This is a genomic window from Tateyamaria rhodophyticola (assembly GCF_047777875.1).
Lineage (GTDB): Bacteria > Pseudomonadota > Alphaproteobacteria > Rhodobacterales > Rhodobacteraceae > Tateyamaria.
Map to the genome: position 1 here is coordinate 2,661,973 of NZ_CP180519.1, position 19,980 is coordinate 2,681,952.

The 19,980-nt window shown below is 63.1% G+C and carries 20 protein-coding genes; 11 read left to right on the forward strand and 9 right to left on the reverse strand.

Annotated elements, in window-relative coordinates; translation table 11 throughout:
• Positions 1-18 precede the first annotated feature (18 nt).
• The 9 genes from ACERHN_RS14645 to ACERHN_RS14685 all read left to right on the forward strand — a co-directional run bounded on the left by ACERHN_RS14645 (position 19) and on the right by ACERHN_RS14685 (position 9,816).
• A complete protein-coding gene (locus ACERHN_RS14645) occupies positions 19-948 on the forward strand; it encodes a glucokinase (protein WP_415919759.1) in 930 nt (309 codons plus the stop codon).
• A 259-nt stretch (positions 949-1,207) separates the two neighbouring features.
• Positions 1,208-2,008, forward strand: coding sequence for an IclR family transcriptional regulator (locus tag ACERHN_RS14650; RefSeq protein WP_415919760.1), 801 nt, complete (start codon positions 1,208-1,210; stop codon positions 2,006-2,008).
• Positions 2,005-3,366 carry an aminotransferase class III-fold pyridoxal phosphate-dependent enzyme gene (locus ACERHN_RS14655; RefSeq protein ID WP_415919761.1) on the forward strand — a complete coding sequence of 454 codons (1,362 nt, stop codon included), beginning with the start codon at positions 2,005-2,007 and terminating at the stop codon, positions 3,364-3,366. The genes ACERHN_RS14650 and ACERHN_RS14655 overlap by 4 nt, the downstream gene beginning before the upstream one ends.
• Complete coding sequence (locus tag ACERHN_RS14660; RefSeq protein WP_415919762.1) at positions 3,363-4,103, forward strand: tripartite tricarboxylate transporter TctB family protein; 741 nt, start codon at positions 3,363-3,365, stop codon at positions 4,101-4,103. Before ACERHN_RS14655 ends, ACERHN_RS14660 begins: the two co-directional genes overlap by 4 nt.
• 1 nt (position 4,104) lies before the next feature.
• Entirely contained in the window at positions 4,105-5,595 is a 1,491-nt protein-coding gene (locus ACERHN_RS14665) for a tripartite tricarboxylate transporter permease (protein WP_415919763.1), read from the forward strand.
• A 33-nt stretch (positions 5,596-5,628) separates the two neighbouring features.
• The gene (locus ACERHN_RS14670; protein ID WP_415919764.1) at positions 5,629-6,558 is read left to right on the forward strand and encodes a tripartite tricarboxylate transporter substrate-binding protein; all 930 of its coding nucleotides are present in this window, start codon (positions 5,629-5,631) and stop codon (positions 6,556-6,558) included.
• A gap of 52 nt (positions 6,559-6,610) precedes the next feature.
• Positions 6,611-7,324 carry a type 1 glutamine amidotransferase gene (locus ACERHN_RS14675; RefSeq protein ID WP_415919765.1) on the forward strand — a complete coding sequence of 238 codons (714 nt, stop codon included), beginning with the start codon at positions 6,611-6,613 and terminating at the stop codon, positions 7,322-7,324.
• Entirely contained in the window at positions 7,291-8,541 is a 1,251-nt protein-coding gene (locus ACERHN_RS14680) for a cytochrome P450 (RefSeq protein WP_415919766.1), read from the forward strand. The genes ACERHN_RS14675 and ACERHN_RS14680 overlap by 34 nt, the downstream gene beginning before the upstream one ends.
• A gap of 6 nt (positions 8,542-8,547) precedes the next feature.
• Positions 8,548-9,816: a glutamine synthetase gene (locus ACERHN_RS14685; RefSeq protein WP_415919767.1), complete on the forward strand. Its 1,269-nt coding sequence runs from the start codon at positions 8,548-8,550 to the stop codon at positions 9,814-9,816.
• Between the two features lie 111 nt (positions 9,817-9,927).
• On the opposite strand, the gene ACERHN_RS14690 is transcribed toward ACERHN_RS14685, so the two are convergent.
• Together ACERHN_RS14690 and ACERHN_RS14695 are read right to left on the reverse strand one after the other, a co-directional pair.
• Positions 9,928-10,668: an SDR family oxidoreductase gene (locus tag ACERHN_RS14690; protein WP_415919768.1), complete on the reverse strand. Its 741-nt coding sequence runs from the start codon at positions 10,666-10,668 to the stop codon at positions 9,928-9,930.
• Position 10,669: 1 nt separating this feature from the next.
• Positions 10,670-11,305 (reverse strand): YceI family protein, encoded by a 636-nt coding sequence (locus ACERHN_RS14695; RefSeq protein WP_415919769.1) that lies wholly within the window; start codon positions 11,303-11,305, stop codon positions 10,670-10,672.
• Positions 11,306-11,404: 99 nt separating this feature from the next.
• On the opposite strand from ACERHN_RS14695, the gene ACERHN_RS14700 reads away from it, so the two are divergent.
• Positions 11,405-12,304: a LysR family transcriptional regulator gene (locus ACERHN_RS14700; protein WP_415919770.1), complete on the forward strand. Its 900-nt coding sequence runs from the start codon at positions 11,405-11,407 to the stop codon at positions 12,302-12,304.
• Here the strand turns inward: ACERHN_RS14700 and ACERHN_RS14705 are convergent.
• The 6 genes from ACERHN_RS14705 to ACERHN_RS14730 form a co-directional block, all read right to left on the reverse strand.
• Positions 12,301-12,972 carry a D-lyxose/D-mannose family sugar isomerase gene (locus ACERHN_RS14705; RefSeq protein ID WP_415919771.1) on the reverse strand — a complete coding sequence of 224 codons (672 nt, stop codon included), beginning with the start codon at positions 12,970-12,972 and terminating at the stop codon, positions 12,301-12,303. The genes ACERHN_RS14700 and ACERHN_RS14705 overlap by 4 nt on opposite strands.
• Complete coding sequence (locus ACERHN_RS14710) at positions 12,969-13,892, reverse strand: carbohydrate kinase family protein (protein WP_415919772.1); 924 nt, start codon at positions 13,890-13,892, stop codon at positions 12,969-12,971. The genes ACERHN_RS14705 and ACERHN_RS14710 overlap by 4 nt, the downstream gene beginning before the upstream one ends.
• Entirely contained in the window at positions 13,889-14,506 is a 618-nt protein-coding gene (locus tag ACERHN_RS14715; protein WP_415919773.1) for a nucleoside/nucleotide kinase family protein, read from the reverse strand. Before ACERHN_RS14715 ends, ACERHN_RS14710 begins: the two co-directional genes overlap by 4 nt.
• 1 nt (position 14,507) lies before the next feature.
• Entirely contained in the window at positions 14,508-15,278 is a 771-nt protein-coding gene (locus ACERHN_RS14720; protein ID WP_415919774.1) for an ATP-binding cassette domain-containing protein, read from the reverse strand.
• Positions 15,279-15,360: 82 nt separating this feature from the next.
• On the reverse strand, positions 15,361-16,431 hold the full coding sequence (locus ACERHN_RS14725; RefSeq protein WP_415919775.1) for an ABC transporter permease: 1,071 nt from the start codon (positions 16,429-16,431) through the stop codon (positions 15,361-15,363).
• A gap of 69 nt (positions 16,432-16,500) precedes the next feature.
• Positions 16,501-17,520 (reverse strand): sugar ABC transporter substrate-binding protein, encoded by a 1,020-nt coding sequence (locus ACERHN_RS14730; protein ID WP_415919776.1) that lies wholly within the window; start codon positions 17,518-17,520, stop codon positions 16,501-16,503.
• Positions 17,521-17,665: 145 nt separating this feature from the next.
• Between ACERHN_RS14730 and ACERHN_RS14735 the strand changes: the two genes are divergently transcribed.
• A complete protein-coding gene (locus tag ACERHN_RS14735) occupies positions 17,666-18,868 on the forward strand; it encodes an ROK family transcriptional regulator (RefSeq protein WP_415919777.1) in 1,203 nt (400 codons plus the stop codon).
• Between the two features lie 12 nt (positions 18,869-18,880).
• Here the strand turns inward: ACERHN_RS14735 and ACERHN_RS14740 are convergent, their stop codons facing one another.
• Positions 18,881-19,969 (reverse strand): ABC transporter ATP-binding protein, encoded by a 1,089-nt coding sequence (locus tag ACERHN_RS14740; protein WP_415919778.1) that lies wholly within the window; start codon positions 19,967-19,969, stop codon positions 18,881-18,883.
• Between the last annotated feature and the right edge of the window lie 11 nt (positions 19,970-19,980).

Sequence of the window (19,980 nt, forward strand, 5' to 3'; positions counted from 1 at the left end):
AGTCCCGGGAGATGCGATATGTCGATGGGAGAGGCGATTGGGTTTGTCGCGGATGTGGGCGGCACCAACACGCGGCTGGCCTTTGTCGGGCGGTCGGGCGTGTTGCAGGACAGTGTGGCCCGGCGTCGCAATGCCGATTTCGACAGCTTTGAACATCTGGCGGGCGACTACCTCGGGCAGGCCCGTGTAGAGGCGCCCATGGTTGTCGCGGTTGCAGGTCCGGTGGGCGGCACGCAGGCGCGGCTCACCAATCGCAACTGGTTGATTGATGCAGGTGAGGTGGCGACGCGGTGTGGGGCGACGCGGGTCACGTTGATGAATGATCTGGAGGCGTTGGGACAGGCGGTGCCAACCGTAACCGCCGATGCCGTGGAACCCCTGCACGAGGGTGCTGTGCTGGGGGGCGGTGGTCAGGGTCTGGTGATCGGGCTTGGCACCGGCTTTAACGTGTCGGTGGTCCACATCGGGAGCGGTGCGGCGCTGATTTCGGAGCAGGGTCACGCCAGCCTGCCGTCCAGCGTGGTCGCGGTGCTGAAACAGCACATGCCGGATGTGTCGGCGTTCGACAGCATCGAAAACCTGTTTTCCGGGGTGGGTCTGTTGCGGCTCGCGCAGGTCATCGGGGTGGATGTCGACAGCGCGGAAGCGCTCGCCAAATCCGACGATCCGCGTGCGCGTGAGGCGCTTGAAACCTGTACGGATGCCTTTGGTCAGATGGTGCGTGAACTCGCTTATGCGTATTTCCCGCAGGCGGGTCTCTACTTCAACGGGTCGCTGGCGCAGTTTCTTCTGGCACCGGAACGGCGGGCGCGGGTCTTGGCGCCGCTTCGGTCCGAAACACGCTTTGACGGTCAGTTTGCGCGCATTCCCGCGTTTCTGTTCACGTCCCATACGGTCGCGTTGGGCGGTGCGGCGGCGCGTTTGATGGCAGAGGTCGACGCCGGCTAGAGAACGTCTTGGCGCTGGTCTGCGGCGGTGTGCCCTGTTTCCGATCATTGTTTTCCGGGTGCCGTGTTCGGCCCGATGTCTGCTGGCGTGCGTTTGTATGACACGCGCGGTCAGCCCCGTTTTGGTGCGCGCCTGAAAAGCTGATTCTGCGGCGTATGCGGATTTGGTCGGCAAAAGCTGTATCGGTCGCCGGTTCAAATAGTGAACCAGCAGAAGCAAAAATGTTGCAATGGTGATTTGCCTGCGCCAAGCTGACATCATGTCGACGATCGCAAAAGCTCTCGGATTGCTGGATCTCTTTAGCGAAGCACAACCGCACCTTGGTTTGACGGACGTGCAGCGCCTCACAGGGCGCGACAAGGCGACGGTGCATCGTCACCTCGTGTCGCTCGAAGACATGGGGTTTCTGGAGCAGGATCAGACCACGCGGGCCTACCGGCTCGGGCCGTCGATCAGCCGGTTGGCGGGCATGCGTGCGCGCACCGTCCCGGAGGTGGAAATGGTGCGCAGTGTGGTCGATGCGCTGAGCCAGGCGGCGGGCGAGTTGGTCCACCTCAGCCGGTTGCAGGGGTTCGATCTTGTCGATGTCTATCACGCCGAATTTCACACCCATCCCGTCCGCGTGAGCTTTGACGCGTATGGTCTGCCGCCTCTGTTTGCGACGGCCTCTGGCAAGGCGTATCTGGCGTTTTCGACGCCGGGTCTTCTGGATCTCGCGCTGGAGGATCCGCGCACGGTGCAATCGGGTGACGCAAAACCCGCACGGGATGACATTGCGCTTGAACTGAAACGCACGGCGCAACGGGGATACGCGCGCAACCGCGACCGGTTGCGCCTTGGTGTTTCATCCGTTGCGATCCCGGTATTCGACGCCAGTGCGCGTGCCTTTGCGACATGCGCCATTGCGTATCCAACCACACGGGGCAGTGCCGTACGCGAAGCGGAACTGGGCGCGCTCTTGATGGCACACGGGCGCGCGGTCACCGAAGCGATGGGCGGCGCTGTGCCCCCTGATGTTCAGGCCATCTGGACCCCCGAAGCAACAAGGGCAGTTTCATGAAGGACAGCAATTTCCTCAAGGAAAACAACGCGCGTCAATTCTGGCACCCGATGGCGCATCCGGCGGATAGCATGGCCAACCCGCCCACGATCCTGACCGGAGGAGAGGGCGTGTTCATTACGGATGTTGACGGGCACCGCAGCATCGACGCCGTGGGGGGATTGTGGAACGTGAATCTGGGCTATTCCTGCCAGCCGGTGAAGGATGCCATTGCCGCACAGCTGGGTGCGCTGCCCTATTACTCGACCTTCCGCGGCACCTCGAACGACAAGGCGATCGAGCTGGCCTATCTGCTGGCCGAATTCTTCGGCCCGGACGGGATGGCGCGGAGTTTCTTTACCTCCGGTGGGTCCGACAGCATCGAAATCGCACTGAAACTCGCGCGGCAATATCACCGCATTCGCGGCGAGGGGGCACGGACAAAGTTCATCAGCCTCGACAAGGGCTATCACGGCACGCATTTCGGGGGCGCGTCGGTCAACGGCAACGCCAAATTCCGCAACAGCTATGAGCCGCTCATGGCGGGATGTTTCCACATCCCCGGCCCGTATCTTTACCGCAATCCGTTTGGGACCGACAACGCAGAGGACCTTGCGCGGTTGAGCGCAGGCATGCTGGAGCGTGAGATTGCGTTTCAGGGTGCCAACACGGTTGCCGCCTTCGTCATGGAACCGGTGCAGGGTGCGGGTGGTGTCATCCCGCCGCATCCCAGCTTTATGGCAATGGTGCGCGACATTTGTGACAAACATGGCGTCCTGCTGATCGCGGACGAGGTGATCACGGCCTTTGGACGCACCGGAACGGAGACGGGATCGCGGCATTGGGGGGTGCAACCGGACCTGATGTGCACGGCGAAGGCCATCACAAACGGCTATTTCCCCTTCGGCGCCGTGATGATCAGCGACAGGGTTGCCGCCACGTTCGAAGATGACCGCAGCGGTGCGGCGTCCGTGGACAGCGGATACACCTATTCCGGACATCCCGTGGGCGCCGCAGCGGCTGTGGCCGCGCTGGAGGAAACGATGCGCATCCGCCCGTGGGAAAACGCAGCGCCCCGCGGGGCCGAGCTGAAATCCGGTCTTGAAGCGCTGGCCGATCGGTTCGACGTGATCGGCGATGTGCGCGGCGAGGGGCTGATGTGCGCGATCGAACTGGTGAGCGACCGCGATACCAAAACACCGGTCGGCAAGGCCGGGCCGCTGGCGTTCCAGAAGGCCGCCTATGAGGACGGTGTGATGATCCGGGTGTCGGGCAACAACGCCATCTTCTCACCACCGCTTGTTGTGGATGAAGGGCACATTCGGAAAATCCTGTCGGCGACTGAAACCGGCCTCAAAGCCATGTCCGGGGCCACTTGAAGAGCCGCACGACATCCCAAGCGCTCAAGAGCGCGGGGGGGCGGAACACATTCCGGTCCGGCCCTGCGCCTGCGCCGTTTTCAAGCGCATGTCCACCAGATGCCAAGATCAACGTTCAGGATGTCACCGATTTCCGCCGTGGACGCGGGGATCTGGTGTTTTCGGTGATCATGGTGGCCGTCGCCCTGTTTTTCCTGGTGTTTTTCTTCACGCAAACCGGGTGGGAGGACCGCAAGCTGCCCGCGAATATGGCGCGGTACTGGATGGATCAATTCGGGATCACCAGCCCCGAAGACCGCCCGGCCCGGTTGGGCCGGATCCTCAAGCAAAGTTGGATTGCGCCGCTTGTCTGCCTCGTGGTGCTGGTGCCCGCGGCACTTTGGAACCTGCGCGGATCGGTGCGGGCCTATCGCTGGCGCGCGCGCTTTGGTCTGCCGAACGCGGTGCGTTACGAGCTGACCCAGTGGGCGCGCGCGCTGGAATTCGTGGGCTGGTTCATTGCCTATACGATGCTGGTGCCGGTTCTGGGCTATCTGGTCTCGACCCTGCTGCTGGGCACGGCGTTGCCGTGGCGGCTGGGGTATCGCGGGGTGTGGTGGATGGGCATCTGTTGCGCGGCCAGCCTTGGCATCGTCCTTGTGTTCCGCACCGGTCTGCAGATCCGGACACCCGTGAACATCTGGCTGTATGACCAACTGCCACAGGGCTTTGGCACGTTCATGAAAGTGTGGTTCTGACATGGAGGCGCTGTGGCAGGGCATCGACAACCTCGCCACGTGGCCCGTCCTTGTCGCGATCCTGATTGGGTCGGTGGGCGGTCTGGCCATCGGCGCCGTGCCGGGGATTGGTCCGGCGATTGCCATTGCCATTTTGCTGCCCGCCACAGTCTTTCTCGACGATCTGGTCAGCCTTGTCCTCCTGTTGGGCGTGTACGGGTCCAGCATGTATGGCGGGGCGATCCCGGCCATCCTGATCAACACGCCCGGCACGCCGGTCAATGCGCTGACCACCTATGACGGCTATGCCATGACCCGGCGGGGCGAGGCGGCGCGGGGTCTTGCGCTGGCCTATTCGGCGTCGTTCTTCGGGGGGTGTTTTTCGATCATCATCGGGTTGTCGGCGCTCATGCTGTTTGGTCCTTACCTGCGCGATCTGGGTGCGCTTTTTGGACAGCGGGACATCTTTATGGCCGCAGCTTTGGGGGCCGTTCTGCTGATCGCGGCGCATCGGCGGAACATGGGGCTTGCGGCGCTCCTGTTTGCTGTGGGCATGCTGATCGCGATGATCGGGCGGCAATCGCTCAAGCAGATTGACCGCTATACCTTTGGCCTCGAATACCTCTATCCCGGGTTCAACCTGATCGTGGTGATCGTCGGGATTTTTGCGATCAGCCAGGCGCTGTTTCTGTTGACTGGCAAGGATGCCGACCCGCCCGAAGCGCGGTTGCGCGGGGGTCTTTTGCGCGGCTTTGGCGAGTTGAAAAGGCATCCCCTCGTGGCGGCCATCAGCGCAACCTATGGCACCGTCATGGGCATCATTCCGGGCGTGGGTGAGTTCGTGGCGCAGTTCTTCAGCTATTCCACCGCGCGCGCGCTGTCCAAGGAGCCGGGCAGGTTTGGCCGGGGCGCGCCCGACGGCCTGATCGCGTCCGAGGCCAGCAACAACGCCGTGCCCGCCGCCGCGATGGTGCCGCTTCTGGCGCTTGGCGTCCCGGGCGAGGCGTTGACGGCCATGATGATGGTGGTGTTCTTTGATGCCGGGATCAAACCGGGGCCCGACATCTTTGAGAACAATGCCGATTTCCTGTTCTCGCTGTTCATTGCGCTGCTGATCATCAACGTGCTGGTGGTGCTGACGTTGCTTGTGTCGACCCGGATGATCGCGCGGATCATTTATGTCCCCAATCGCCTGCTGGGTGCGTTCATCCTGATCCTGGCCTTTGTGGGCGTGTTTTCGATCCGGAATTCGTTCACCGACTGCATGTTTGCGGCCGGGTTCGGGTTTCTTGGCTACATCCTGCGTCGGCTCGACTGGCCATTGGTGCCCATCGTGCTCGGGTTGGTGCTGGGGTCGATCATGATCGACAAGCTGACCGCCGGGTCCAGCCAGATCAAGACCGTCTTCGACCTCGTGAACCGACCTGTGTCCGGCACGCTTTTCGTCGTGATCGTGGGCGTTCTCCTCTTCACCGTTTTCACCAGCCTGCGGCAACGCCGGTTTGAACATTAACCAAAAGCCAAAACAAACTCAGGGAGAGTAAACATGAAAAAGCTTTTGACCTCCGCGGCCTTTGCGCTGACGGCCCTCGCCAGTCCGGCGTTGGCCGAATACCCCACGGGTCCCGTGCAGTTCATCGTGCCGTGGCCTCCGGGTGACTTTGAGGACATCCTGACCCGGATGATCGCCGCCGACATGGCCGAAGCGACGGGACAACCGGCCACGGTTGTGAACCGCCCCGGTGGCGGCGACGGCCCGTTTCCCGGCGCGCTCGAAGTGCTGAATGCGCCCAATGACGGATCGGTCATTGGCTCCTTTGTGATCGGCGTGCCCGTGGTCGGTCCCCAGATCGACATCGGCATCGAAGAGGACAGCTTTGTGCCTGTGGGCATCTTCCTGACCTATCCGTTTGTCCTGGCGGCATCCGGCGATGCGCCATATTCCAACATGGCAGAGCTGGCCGCCCATGCGCAGGACAATGACGTCGTGCTGGGGCATTTCGGCGCGGGCATCACGCCAACGGCCGTGTCCATGGCGGCTGCGGTCAAGCTGGGGTTCGAGTTTGCCGATGACAGCGCCTTTGACCTGCTGGACTGCAACACGCTGTCCTCTGGCGATGCGGATGTGATCAACACCACCCTCGCGCTGATCGAGCCGTGCCTTGATGACATCAACATCCTTGGCAATATCGGCGCGGAGCCCATTGCCAAGCTGGACGGTGTGCAGACCGTGGCGGCACAGTCCGGGGTCAACGATATCGAGCTGTGGAACGGGCTGTTTGTCACCAAGGGCACCCCGCAGGAGGTGATCGACACCATCGCCGCCGTGGCCGAAAAGACGATGGCGTCGGAGGCGGCACAGCAGCTGATGGCCGAAACCGGGGCTGCCGTGTACTGGCAGGGTCAGGACGAGGCACAGGCGCGCATCGAAGCCGACCGCGCCAAATCCGCCGAGATCAACGCAATCCTCGAGTGAGACGAAAAAGGGCGGGGGACGTGCGCGTCCCCCGCGCCATGAGGGAGCCGACATGAAACGACTGAAGCTGGGTCTGTTGCAGGTGAACCACGACCGCTCCGTTGAAGTCGGGGATGCCTTTCCCGATGACAGCCACCGGTTTCGCGACCTGTTCGACGCGCAGGATCAGCGGTTTTCGTACCGCGTCTACATGACCATCGGGGGTGAAGTGCCCAGTGATCTGGAGGAACAGGACGCCTACCTCATCACCGGCTCACCGCTGAGCGTGCTGGATGATATGGCGTTTCTGCCTGCTTTGTATGATTTTATCCGCGCCTGTGATGCGGCGCGCAAACCACTCCTGGGGGCGTGTTTCGGGCATCAGGCGGTTGCCATGGCTCTGGGCGGGTCGGTGGCGCGGCAAGACTGGAACATCGGGATCGACCGGGTGCACATGACACGCACCCTGCCATGGATGCGATCCGCGCCGCAGACGCTGGATCTGTATCAGTTTCATCATGACGCGGTGACGGCTCTGCCCGAGGGGGGCGCGATCTATGCCAGATCGGATGCTTGTGCAATTGCGGGGTTCACGAAGGGGGATCACATCCTGACCACACAGGCGCATCCCGAATTCACCGACCCGTTCATGCGCTGCGTTCTGGATGCGACCCGCCCGTCTTTGGGCGCGGATGAAATCGCGCGGGCCGAAGCGACCCTGACCCGCAGCGCGCAGGGACACATCTTTGCCGAATGGGCCACCCGTTTCTTTGGAGGAACGCCGTGAAGAACCTTGCCGATCACGACAGCTTTGTGGAGGGCGTCCCGCATGACACCTTTGCCCAGATGCGCGACACCGCGCCCGTGCACTGGACCGACGCCCATGCGGGCGACAAGGGGTTCTGGTCACTCACACGCTATGCGGACATCATGGCCGCGCAGCGCGACACCGAGACATTTTCGAGCGCGCAAGGCATTCGGATCGAGGATCAGAGCCATGATGAATACATGGCGCGGCGCACCTTTCAGGAGACCGATCCGCCCGAACACACGGCGACGCGGCGCACGGTGAACCCGGCCTTTGCCAAGCCGGTTGTGGCGCGGTTTGCACCTCTGATTGACGAGCTGGCGCGCGATATTGTGGGCACCGCGCTGGAACAGGCGGAGTTCGACGGGGTCGAACACATTGCCAAACGCCTGCCGATGCTGATGCTCGGGCGCATTCTGGGTGTGCCGGATGCGGATCTGGATTGGCTGGTGGAGCGGGGTGATGCGCTGATCGGCAACACCGATCCTGATTTTACCGACACCGTTCTCGACAAGGTCGACACCGACGCCTACCGCATGATGCCCTTCCGGTCGCCTGCGGGGGTGGAGCTTTATGACTATGCGCAGACGGTGCTGGACGGCGCGCGCCCTGTGGATCCGGACGGGATCCTGGCGCGCGTGCTCAATTCCGACGAGGGGCGGATGGCCGGGCAGGACTTCAAAAATTTCTTCTGCCTGCTGGTGGCGGCGGGCAATGATACCACGCGCTATTCGATTGCGATGGCGCTGTGGCTGATTGCGCAGGACAACCGGCTTTTGCTGCAGATGCAGACCGGTGACGTGTGGGGCACCGCAGCGGATGAGATCATCCGCCTTGCCTCGCCCACCTTGCATTTCCGGCGCACGGCGACCCGCGATGTCGAGATGCATGGCCAGACCATCGCCAAGGGCGACAAGGTGTTGATGTGGTTCGTGTCCGGCAACCGCGATGCGGCGATGTTTGATGCGCCGGACACCGTACAGCTGGACCGTAGCCCGAACCGCCATATGGCCTTTGGACAGGGCGGGCCGCATGTCTGTCTTGGCATGTGGCTGGCCAAGCTCGAGGTGACGGCGGTGTTGCGCGAACTGTCGGCGCGCCTGTCGGGTCTTGAGGCCGTGTCCGCGCCCACATGGACCCGGTCCAATTTCATTTGCGGCGTCAAATCCCTGACGCTTCGTCCCAAGCTGAAGTGATATGTCATGACCACACGCACCCGTGCCCTTTTCTGTGATCTGTTGAACCTGCCGCGTGGCAAATACGTGCCGTCGGATGTCGCGGCGGGTGGCCGGATCGGTTTTGCCCGTGGCGTTTTTGGCACCACCTTTGACCGCGACCTGATCCCGGTGCCGGGAGCGGGGGTGTTTGACGGTATCCCCGACATGGAATTGGTTCTGGATGCCGCGCGCAGGCGGGATTGGCGCGGTGACACGGAGATCGCGCTTGGCACACTGCATGCGGATGGGGCGGTGATGCCGCTCTGTGCCCGCGGCCGGCTGCAGGCGACCGTGCGGGCGTGGCAGGCCAAGGGGCTGACGCCCAAGGTGGGGCTGGAGCTGGAGGCTTATGTGTTTCAGCAGGATGCAGATGGTGTCTGGCGGCCCTATGACACGCCGGGCGCGTTTGTGTATGGCACCGGACCGCAGAATGATCCGGCGGGGTTGATGGACGAAATCTGGCGCACGGCGGACGCCGCAGAATTGCCGATCGAGTCCATGAACGGCGAATATGACAATGGCCAGTTCGAAATGACCCTGCGGTTTGGCGATGCGCTGACCGCCTGTGATAACGCGTTTCTGTTCCGCACAATGGCGCGCGAAGTGGCGGCGGACATGGGGCTGCTGCTGACGTTCTTGCCGAAACCGGTGCCGGAGCGGGGCGGGTCGGGCCTGCATGTGAATTTCAGTTTCGAGGATGGTCAGGGCGCCAACGTCATTGCCCCGGATGGGCAGTTGTCAGAGGTGGCCAAGGGGGCGATGGCCGGGTTGATCCATCATCATGAAGGGCTGGCGGCATTGCTGGCCACAACGGTCAACAGCTATGATCGGCTGGGGCCTGGGTCGATGGCGGGATATTGGGCGAATTGGGCGGATGATCATCGTCTGGTGACGACGCGGTCTTGTGTAACATCGCCCAAATCGGCCCGGTTGGAGCATCGCATGGCGGATTGCGCCACCAATCCGTACCTGGCCGTCACGGCCGTTCTGCAAGCGGCGTTGCTGGGCGTCGAAAATGGCCACACGCTGGCACCGGCCGAAGATCTGGACGGGTTGGAGAACGTCCGCGCGACCCGCCATGTGGCCTCTGCGCTGGACAAGGCGCTGGATGCGCTTGATGCGGACGCGCCTTTGCGCATGGCTGTGGGCGAGGCGTTGTGCGATGCGCTGATTTTCCTCAAGCAGGACGAGTGGAAGCGGTTGAAGGACAAGTCAGTGGATGAGGTGCGCGACTACTACCTGCCCTTTGTCTGAACGGTGATCCAAAGGACCGCTGCGCGGACGCCATGTTTTGGGGGGCGCTGCCCCCGGCCTGCGGCCTCCCCCGTGGTATTTCCAGCCAGAAGAAACCGCAGAGCCGCGCGTTCAGAGCGGTGGCAGGCCGACGAGGGCGCGTTCCTCGTTGGTTTTCAGGGTGAAGTCCGTGCCGCAATAGGCGTCTCCGACGGGGCCCAGCAACATGCCGATGGCCTGGCCGACCCATTCGGGGGGGATGTGTTTTTCCCAGTCGAGCTGGCTGACCGGGTTGATGCCGGAGGCCTTGATTTCGCGCTGCATGTCCGTGGCGACGGTCCCGGGGGAGAGGCCCATGACGCGCACGCCCTTGTGGTGCATTTCCTTGTGCGCGACTTTGGTCAGCGACAAAACGGCAGCCTTGGTGGCGCAATAGTGGCTCCAGCCTTCGAGCGCGCCTGTGGCCGCACCGGATGAGATGTTGATCACCGTGCCAGCGCCTTGGGCCGCCATGCGGGGCAGGGCGGCGCGCAGGCCGTGGTAGACCCCTTTGACATTGACGTCGACCACACCGGACCACGCGTCGGGGTCGCTATCCTCAAGCCGGGCGATAGGGTCGATGAGACCTGCGTTGTTGATCAGCGCGTCAACGGTGCCTGCGGTGTCCATCAGCTGCGCCACCTGCGCATAGTCGGCCACGTCACAAGGCACGGCAATGCCGCCTGTTTCCTCGGCCAACACGTTGAGCGCATCGGCGGACCGCGCCGCCAGTACGACGCGGGCGCCGTGTTCTGCCAGGACCCGCGCGGTGGCCGCGCCGATCCCTTTGCTTGCTCCGGTGATCACGACGGTCTTGCCGTTCACATGCTCCATCTCAGCGCCCCCAATTGCATGGAATGTTGGTGTCTGTAGCGTTTGTGCATTGCACGAGGTCAAAGTGCAAATCGACCGTGACGCTGAGCCCGGTGGGGCTGTCGAGGAAAGCGATGAAATCCATGCCGTGGTCGAGGCGCAGGATTTCTCCGGTGGCCTCAAAGCCGACCACCCGTACTTCGTCGTAGTGCGGGATGAAATCGGGATAGGTCCGGTCGCGGACCATGGTGAAGTCCAGCGTGACCGGGGCGGTGTTGCCGCGCAGCGTCAGGTCACCGTGCAGCTTGCCGGCCGTGGGGGTGAGCATCTGCACTTCGGTTGAGGTGAAGGTGATATTCGGTGCGTTTTCCGCATCCAGATAATCGGCATGGCGCAGGTGCGCGTCGCGCTCTGCGTGGTTGCTGTCGATGCTGGCGGCGTCGATGGTGAAGGTGATCTGCGCCGTTTCCGGCGCCTCTTCGTCGATGAGGAACGTGCCGTCGAACGTGTTGAACCGACCGACAGTGCGGCTGAGGCCCATGTGGTCGATTTCCCAGCCGATATGGGCGTGGCCCAGGTCGAGGGTCCATTCCGTGGGCGCGGCCTGGGCCGTTGTGGAAAGGGCGAGGAGGGCGGCAAGGGGAAGTGTCCGGATCATGTCTGTGTCTCCTGATGGGGTGGATGTGCCGGGTGTACGAGATGCGTGATTGGCAAAAAAGCGCTCGACATACATGTCAGTCATGCAGATTGTGCAGGAATGGATGTGGATGCCCTCAGGACCCTGCAACTGGTTGCGCGCCATGGCAGCTTTGCCGCGGTTGCGCGTGTGCAGGATGTGGATCCGTCGTCGGTCAGCCGCACGGTGGCGGCGGTTGAGGCGGAGTTGGGATTGCGGCTGTTCCAACGCTCAACCCGGCAATTGCGCCTGACGGAGGCGGGGGCGGTGTATCTTGCGCGCATCGATCCGCTTCTGGATGAGTTGGACCTGGCGCGCGAGACGGCGGCACAGGTTGGCACCCAGCCGCGCGGATTGGTGCGTCTGACGGCGTCGGTGGCATTCGGGCACGATGTTCTGGTGCCGATCCTGCGGGATGTGCGGGCGGATTTGCCGGACATCGAGCTGGAGTTGCTGCTGAGCGACCGGAATGAGGATCTGATCGCGGGGCAGGTCGATCTGGCGATCCGGCTGGCCCCTGCGCCCAAGGGGGACCTGATCAGTGCGCGGTTGATGGACACCTGTTACCGGGTCGTTGCGGCGCCGGACTATGTCGCGGCCCATGGCGCGCCTGAGACGCCGGAGGACCTGCAAGCGCATGATGTGCTGCGGATGACCTTGCAGGAGTATCGCAGCGAGTGGCATTTCCGGGGCCCGCGATCCGTGTCCGTGCCGGTCCATGGCGGTCTGCTGATTTCAAACGCGCTGGCGCTGCGCCATGCAGCGATTGCGGGGCTTGGCCCGGCGTTGCTGGCGGATTGGCTGGTGGACCGTGCCGTCGCGCGTGGGACGCTGGTCGATCTGTTCCCGGGATACGACGTCACGGCCACGCGGTTTGAGACAGCCGCGTGGCTCTTGTACCCGAGCCGGGCGTATCTGCCGGCAAAGGTGCGGGCGGTGATCGACGCACTGCGCCGTCACCTGAGCGAGCGGTCGGTCTAGCTGTCGTAGTCGCTGACGAGGAGGTGCGTGGGGGCCACGTCTTCTTCGATGTCCGAGAACCGTCCGATGGGTTCGGCAAAGATGTTGTCGGTCAGGTCGTCGTTGACGGTCGACACTTCGTGGATCAGGCAGTCGCCGCCCTCGCCCCAGAACGCGTGCCACGTGGTGGGCGTCAGCGTGACGGACGCGCCCACGGGCAGTTTCAGGTGTCCCCCCGCAGGCAGCGTTACGGGCACCCCATCGGTGAGCACATGCACATCCGCGCTCCGGTCCATCTGCCCTTCCGCGTCGCAGGTGAAGAGCTCCAGCACCAATGTCGCGCCGCCGCGGTTGATGATGTCTTCGGTCTTGAGCACGTGGCGGTGCATCGGCGACAGCTGATCGCGGCGTGAGATCATCAGCTTTTCCGCGTAGAGCATGGCGCCCTGTTGCCCCATCTCGCCCAGATCACCGTTGCGCATCGTGAACAGGAACAGGCCCATCTCGTCAAAGCGGCCCTGGCCATAATCCGTGATGTCCCACCCAAGGCGGCGGTCACGGATATGCGCCGCTTTTTCAGAGCGCATGTCGTCCGGGGTCCAGCCCGCAAACGGGGGCAGGGACCAGCCGTGTTTGGCAAAGAAGGCAGCGCCTTCGGCAAGGATGTCATTCACGCGGGAGCGTTTCATTCTGTGGTCTCCAGTTCATGGGCCCATGGCGGGTTGGCGCCTGCGCGGGATACGGTGACTGCGGCGGCGCGTGCGGCGCGGTGCAGCATGTCGGTCAGGGTGGCCTCGCCCAGGTCAAGGAGGGCGCCGGGTAACAGCACGCCTGCGTCGCGCAAGGCGGCAAGGCAGCCCGCGTTGAACGTATCGCCTGCGCCGACCGTATCGACGACGGTCACATTTTCGGCGGCAACGCGCACGGTTGCGCCGCCCCGCACATAGGCGGTCGCACCATCCCCGCCTTCGGTCAGCAGCAGCAGCTTTGGCCCCGACGCCAGAACGGTTTGCGCCTTGGCGTGCAGATCGCCATCGGGGATCAGCCAGCTGATGTCGTCATCCGAGAGCTTGATTATGTCGGCCCGCCCCATCAGCCGGGTGAGTCGCGCGCGATAGCTCGCCTGATCGCGGGCAAAGCCGGGGCGGATGTTTGGATCCGCCATGACCAGTGTGCCCGCAGGTACGCCGAGCGCCATGTTGGTCAGGCTGTCGGCCACGGGCGGATTGCACAGGGAGATGCCGCCAAAAAACACCGCTTCGGTGTCGGCGGGGACGGCTGGCAGATCCGCGGGCTGGATCGCGCTGGTGGCGGTTTCGTCATCGTAGAATGTATAGGTGGCATTGCCTTGATCCAGATGGACAAAGGCCAGCGTCGTGTTGCGATTGGAGCGCACCGCGTGGGACGTGTCCACGTGGCTGGCGTGCAGATGATCCGCGATCATCTGGCCAAACGGGTCCGAGGACAGCCCCGTCACAAGCCCCGTGGGCGCGCCCAGACGGCCCAGAGCCACAGCGGTGTTCAGAACCGCCCCCCCGACATGGGGCACATAGGCGCCATCCGCATTAGGGATCATATCAATGAGGGCTTCGCCCGCGCACAGGATCATAAAGGGGTCTCCGACAACTGGATGTCCGCGGGTGCCGACCCGCTGAGGACTGTGGTGATATTGGGTACATCGTTGCTGTCAATCCATGATTGCGCATTGTCCTTGCCATGGTCCGCCCAGCGGTCCCGCAGGCGGTTCAACAGGACGTCCATCGGCGGATGAAGCGCGATGGATAGCGCCCACGCACTGCGCAGGGACGCCCACGGTGCGGCGTCCAGCAGGAGGTAATTGCCTTCGACGATCACGGTGCGGCAGGTCGCGGGCACGCGGCCCGCACCGGCAATGGCGATCTCGCGGCTGCGGTCAAAGATCGGGAACACCACCGGGTCGGGCGATTGCAGCGCGCGGACCAGCCGGACAAAGCCACCTGCGTCGAACGTGTGTGGCGCGCCCTTGCGCGCGCGGGTGCCGTCGACCTCCAGCAGGCGATCATCGAGGTGGAAGCCGTCCATGGGCACAACGGTCGTCGCCTCACCCTGATCGGTGAGTTGGGCCGCCAGCGCGGCGGCCAGCGTGCTTTTGCCACTGGCGGGCGGTCCTGCAACCGCGATCAGCCGCCGGTGCGGTTGCGGGGCTCTGTCGAGGATCTGCGCGCAGATCTGGTCGCGGGTCATATCAGGCCGCCATCTCCGGCTCAGCCGCGCCTGTCATATAGGCCACGGCGTCGGACATGGAGTGGTCCTTGGGGTCGATCACACACAGCCGTTTGCCCAAGCGGTGCACGTGGATGCGGTCGGCGACCTCGAACACGTGGGGCATGTTGTGGCTGATCAGGATGATCGGGATGCCGCGGGATTTCACATCGAGGATCAGCTCCAGCACCCGGCGGCTTTCCTTGACGCCGAGGGCGGCGGTGGGTTCATCGAGGATGATCACCTTGGAGCCGAAGGCGGCGGCGCGGGCCACCGCGACCCCCTGACGTTGCCCACCTGACAGGGTTTCGACCGCCTGATTGATGTTCTGGATTGTCATCAGCCCCAGTTCGGAGAGTTTCTCGCGGGCGATGTCTTCCATCTTTTTGCGGTCGAGCTGGTGGAACAGCTTGCCCATCAGCCCCGGTTTCTTCAGCTCGCGCCCCATGAACATGTTGTCCGCGATGGACAGGGCGGGGGACATGGCGAGCGTCTGGTACACGGTTTCAATCCCCGCCTCACGTGCGTCGATGGGAGAGCGGAAATTGACCCTTTTGCCGTCCAGAAAAACCTCACCCTGATCGGGGATCACGGCGCCCGACAGGGCCTTGATCAGGGACGACTTGCCCGCGCCGTTGTCGCCAATGACGGCGAGGATCTCGCCGGGGTAGAGTTCAAAGTCGCAATGGTCGAGCGCTGTCACTTTGCCGTAGCGTTTGACGAGACCGGTGGCGTTGAGGATGGGCTGGGTCATGCTGACACCTTTCTGATCTCAGCGGCTTTGCCGCGGACCCGGCAGGTGTTGCCTGCAACACCGAGAGGGCACTGGAGATAGGTCATGCTGACACCTTTCTGATCCACTGATCCACCGCCACAGCGGCAATGATGAGCATCCCGATCAGCATGAAGGTCCATTGCGGATCGGCCCCCCGCATCCTCAGCCCCATCTCAAAAACGCCCACGATCAGTGCGCCAAAGAACGCGCCAAAGATCGACCCGCGCCCGCCAAAGAGCGATATGCCTCCGATCACCACGGCGGTGATGGCCTGGATGTTGCCGATGACGCCGGTTGAGGCCGACGGGGTCACCGAGCTGAACCGTCCGATCATGACCCAGCCTGCCACGGCGCAGATGAGCCCGGTCAGGATGTAGACCGACATGAGCGTGCGGTGCACGTTGACACCGGCCAGCTGTGCGGCCTCCGGGTCGTCGCCCACCGCATAGACGTGGCGGCCCCATGCGGTGGAACGCAGCGCGTAGGCGAGGCCAATGACGATCAGGATCATTAGGATCACGCCATAGGTGAAATTGGCCCCTCCGATGGAGACCTTGTTGCCGAGGAACAGCAGCGTCGGTGCGTCCTCGCGCAGTTGGCTGGAGCGCAGGGTTTCGTTGCGCGAAAACAGGTAAGTGGAGGCAAGTACGATCTGCCACATGCCCAGCGTCACGATGAAGGGCGGGATTTTGACGCGGGAGACGAGAAAGCCGCTGATGGCGCCGATCCCTGCGCCGAAGGCAATGCCGATCAGCAGGCTCAGTTCCGCGGGCAGGCCGTAGCGGAACGTGAACTGGCCCATGATCACGGTGCAGAGCACGGCAATGGCACCGACGGACAGGTCAATGCCCGCGGTCAGGATCACGAGGGTTTGCGCGGCGGCCAGAACGCCCACGATCTGCACCTGTTGCAGGATGAGGGTCAGCGTACCGGCGGAAAAAAACCGTTGCCCGATCAGCAGGCCAAAGAGCGATATGGCGACGACCAGAATGATCAGCGGCACAAGGGCCGGGTTGACGTGCAGCGCGTGCTGGATCTTGCCCAGCAGCCCTTTGTGGTCATCCTCGAAATGGGCGACCTCTTCGGTCGCGGACGTCTTGACCGACGCCTCATAGTCCTGTGTGTCTGCCATTTTGCCCCCCGTTCGGATTGGAGACGGGCCGCGTTGCAGCGGCCCGTGTCAGTCTTTCATGTCAGGCGATCAGCCCCAGCAGCGGTCGGTGCCTTCGGCGACCGAGATGCTTTCGACGCCGTCCACGGGATTGTCGGTCACGAGGCCAACACCGGTATCGAGGAAGTCCTTGCCTTCGGTGTTGGCGGGCAATGTGCCGTCCTTGGCAAATTGTGCGATGGCCTCAACACCAAGCGACGCCATCAGCAGCGGGTATTGCTGCGATGTGGCACCGATTATCCCATCGGCCACGTTCTGGACGCCGGGGCAGCCGCCGTCGACGGACACGATCAGCACGTCGTTTTCACGCCCAATGGCAGCCAGCGCCTCATAGGCACCAGCGGCGGCCGGTTCGTTGATGGTGTAGACCACGTTGATCTCGGGATCACGGGCGAGGCAGTTTTCCATCGCCGTGCGGCCACCTTCCTCGTTGCCTGCGGTGACTTCGTTGCAGATGATGCGCGGATCATCTTCGTCACCCCAGCGGGCCGGGTCCTTGATGTCGACGCCAAAGCCGGTGAGGAAACCCTGATCGCGCAGCACGCCCACGGTGGGCTGGCTGATGGCGAGGTCGAGCATCGCGATCTTGGCGTCGGCAGCGCCGTCGCCCATGGTCGCCGCGGCCCATTGACCGATCAGCTCACCGGCGAGGAAGTTGTCGGTGGCAAAGGTTGCGTCCGCCGCATCAATTGGCTCCAGCGGGGTGTCGAGCGCGATCACAAGCAGGCCCGCCTCGCGTGCCTGTTCGACCGATGGCACGATGGCTGCCGTGTCGGACGCGGTGAGCAGGATGCCCGATGCGCCATTGGCGATGCAGGTTTCAATCGCGGCCACCTGGGCCTCATTGTCACCGTCCACCTGACCGGCATAGGAGTTGAGCGTGATGCCCAGCTCTTCGGCTTTGGCGGTCGCGCCTTCGCGCATTTTGACAAAGAACGGGTTGGTGTCGGTTTTGGTGATCAGGCACGCGGATGTGCCGTGCCCGTCTGCCCAGGCCGTGCCCGCAGTAACGGTCAGGGCAGCGGCGGTGCCCAGAAACAATTTCTTCATGATATCCTCCCATTTGAAGTGTAGGGGCCGCTCTGGTCCCTACACGCTGACGTAAAGGAAACGTGATTCTGGCGGCCTGTCAATTAATAATTCAACTTGATTTATTAATTTACGGGCGTAAAGATTTGGCTCAGGGAGATGTCAAATGACACTGGATCACGTGCGCAGCCTTGCCGGAGGGATCAACCAATCCGGCGTTCGGGCCTATAACGAGCGGCTGCTGCTGTCGGTGATGCAGCGCAATGGCGGGCTGTCGGGCGTGGAGCTGGCGCGGCGCACGGGCCTGTCACCGCAGACGACATCCGTGATCCTGCGCAAGCTGGAACAGGATGGGCTGCTGAAACGGGGTGCGTCGGTCAAGGGCAAGGTCGGCAAGCCGTCCGTGCCGTTTTCGCTGCACCCGGACGGGGCGTTCTCCATGGGCCTCAAGTTGGGGCGGCGCAGTGCGGATCTGGTGGTGCTGGATCTGGCGGGGCAGGTGCGCCAGCAATTGCGCCAGACCTATGACTATCCGCGCCCGGGCCCGATCCTCGATTTTCTGCATATGGGGTTTCAGGACCTGACGAGCGAGATGTCCGAGGATATGGCTGCACGCCTGTGCGGGCTTGGCATCTCGGCACCGTTCGAGCTGTGGAACTGGCACGAAGTGCTGGGGGCGAACGCGGCGGACTTCGCGGCGTGGAAAGACGCCGATATCGTGAGCGAAGCGGCAGAGTTGACCGGACTGCCTGTGCGTATGGTCAACGATGCGACAGCAGCCTGCCGTGCGGAACATATCTTTGGCATCGGACGTGAATACCGGGACTATGTGTACTTTTTCGTGGGCGCGTTCATCGGTGGTGGGATTGTGCTGGATCACGCCGTGTTCGAAGGCAATCAGAGCAATGCCGGAGCCTTCGGGTCGCTCATGGTGCCGGACCGGGCGGGGCGTGCGCGTCCCTTGATCGACGTTGCGTCGATCCGGTCACTGGAACGGCGGTTGGAGGATGTGGACCTTGATCCGCGCCAGCTTTGGGAAACGCCGCAGGACTGGACCCATCTGGAGGAACATGTCGGCCCGTGGGTAGAGGAAACGGCCGATGCACTTGCCGCCGCGAGCGTTGCGGCGAGTGCGGTGATCGATGTCGAAGCCATCGTGATTGACGGTGGTATGCCAGAGAGCATACGCAAGCGTTTGGTGCGCGGTGCGGCAGAGGCGATGGGTCAAAAGGACACGCGGGGCCTGATCGCGCCAGAGATCGTCGAAGGGCAAATCGGCGGCAATGCGCGCGGCATCGGCGCCGCCGTGGGGCCGATCATCAACCAGTATCTGCTGGACCGGCCCGCCGCCCTGTTCGAACAGAGCTGAGCCGGGCAGGTATCAGCGGTAGTAAAGCGATTGGCCGTTCGAGAACAGCTGCACCTTTTCCGGTGCGGCGGTCACGGTTACATTGGTGCCGCGCAAGGATGGGTGGATGCCCGCCATCTTGGCCAGAACCGGGTCCTTGCCATCCTCGGCTTCGAAGTAAAGGATCGTCACCTCGCCCAGGGCTTCGGTGAAGTCGACCTTGCCCTGATAGATGCCGTCGCCATCGGTGGCGACGAAGTCTTCGGGGCGGACACCGACGTTGACTTGAAGGCCCATATCCGCATCCGTCGTTGGCACGGCAGAAACCGCGGTCAGGCCGGTCGCCATTTTCACCGTCGTTTGCGCGCCTGTGCCGACAATTTCGCCGGGCAACAGGTTCATTGCGGGCGAGCCGATGAACTGCGCCACAAATTCATTCTCGGGCCGTTCGTAGAGCTCCAGGGGCGAACCCACCTGCGCAATGCCCTTGTTCGCCAGCACCACGATGCGCGTGGCCAGCGTCATCGCCTCCACTTGGTCGTGCGTGACATAGATCATCGTGCTGTCAGGCATGGACTCTTTGAGTTGCGCGATCTCGATCCGAGTGGCGACGCGCAGCGCGGCGTCGAGGTTCGACAGCGGTTCGTCAAAGAGGTAGACCTTGGGGTCGCGTACGATGGACCGGCCGATAGCAACCCGCTGGCGCTGGCCGCCGGACAGGGCCTTGGGCAGGCGGTCGAGATAGGGTTCAAGCTGCAGGATACGCGCGGCCTTTTCGACCGCTGCATCGATCTCGGCCTGTGGTTTCTTGGCCAGTTTCAACGCGAAGGTCATGTTGTCGCGCACGGTCATGTGCGGATAAAGCGCGTAGGATTGGAACACCATCGCGATGCCACGCTGTGCGGGCGGGACGTCATTGACCACCGTGCCGTCAATTTCCAGCGTGCCATCGCTGATCTTTTCCAGACCGGCAATCATGCGGAGCAGGGTGGACTTGCCGCAACCCGACGGGCCGACGAAAACGATCAATTCGCCCTTGGAGATATCAAGGTTGATATCCTTGAGCACATTGACCGTGCCGCCATAGGTTTTGCCGACATCCGTGAGTTTCAAATCTGCCATGGTCGTCCCTC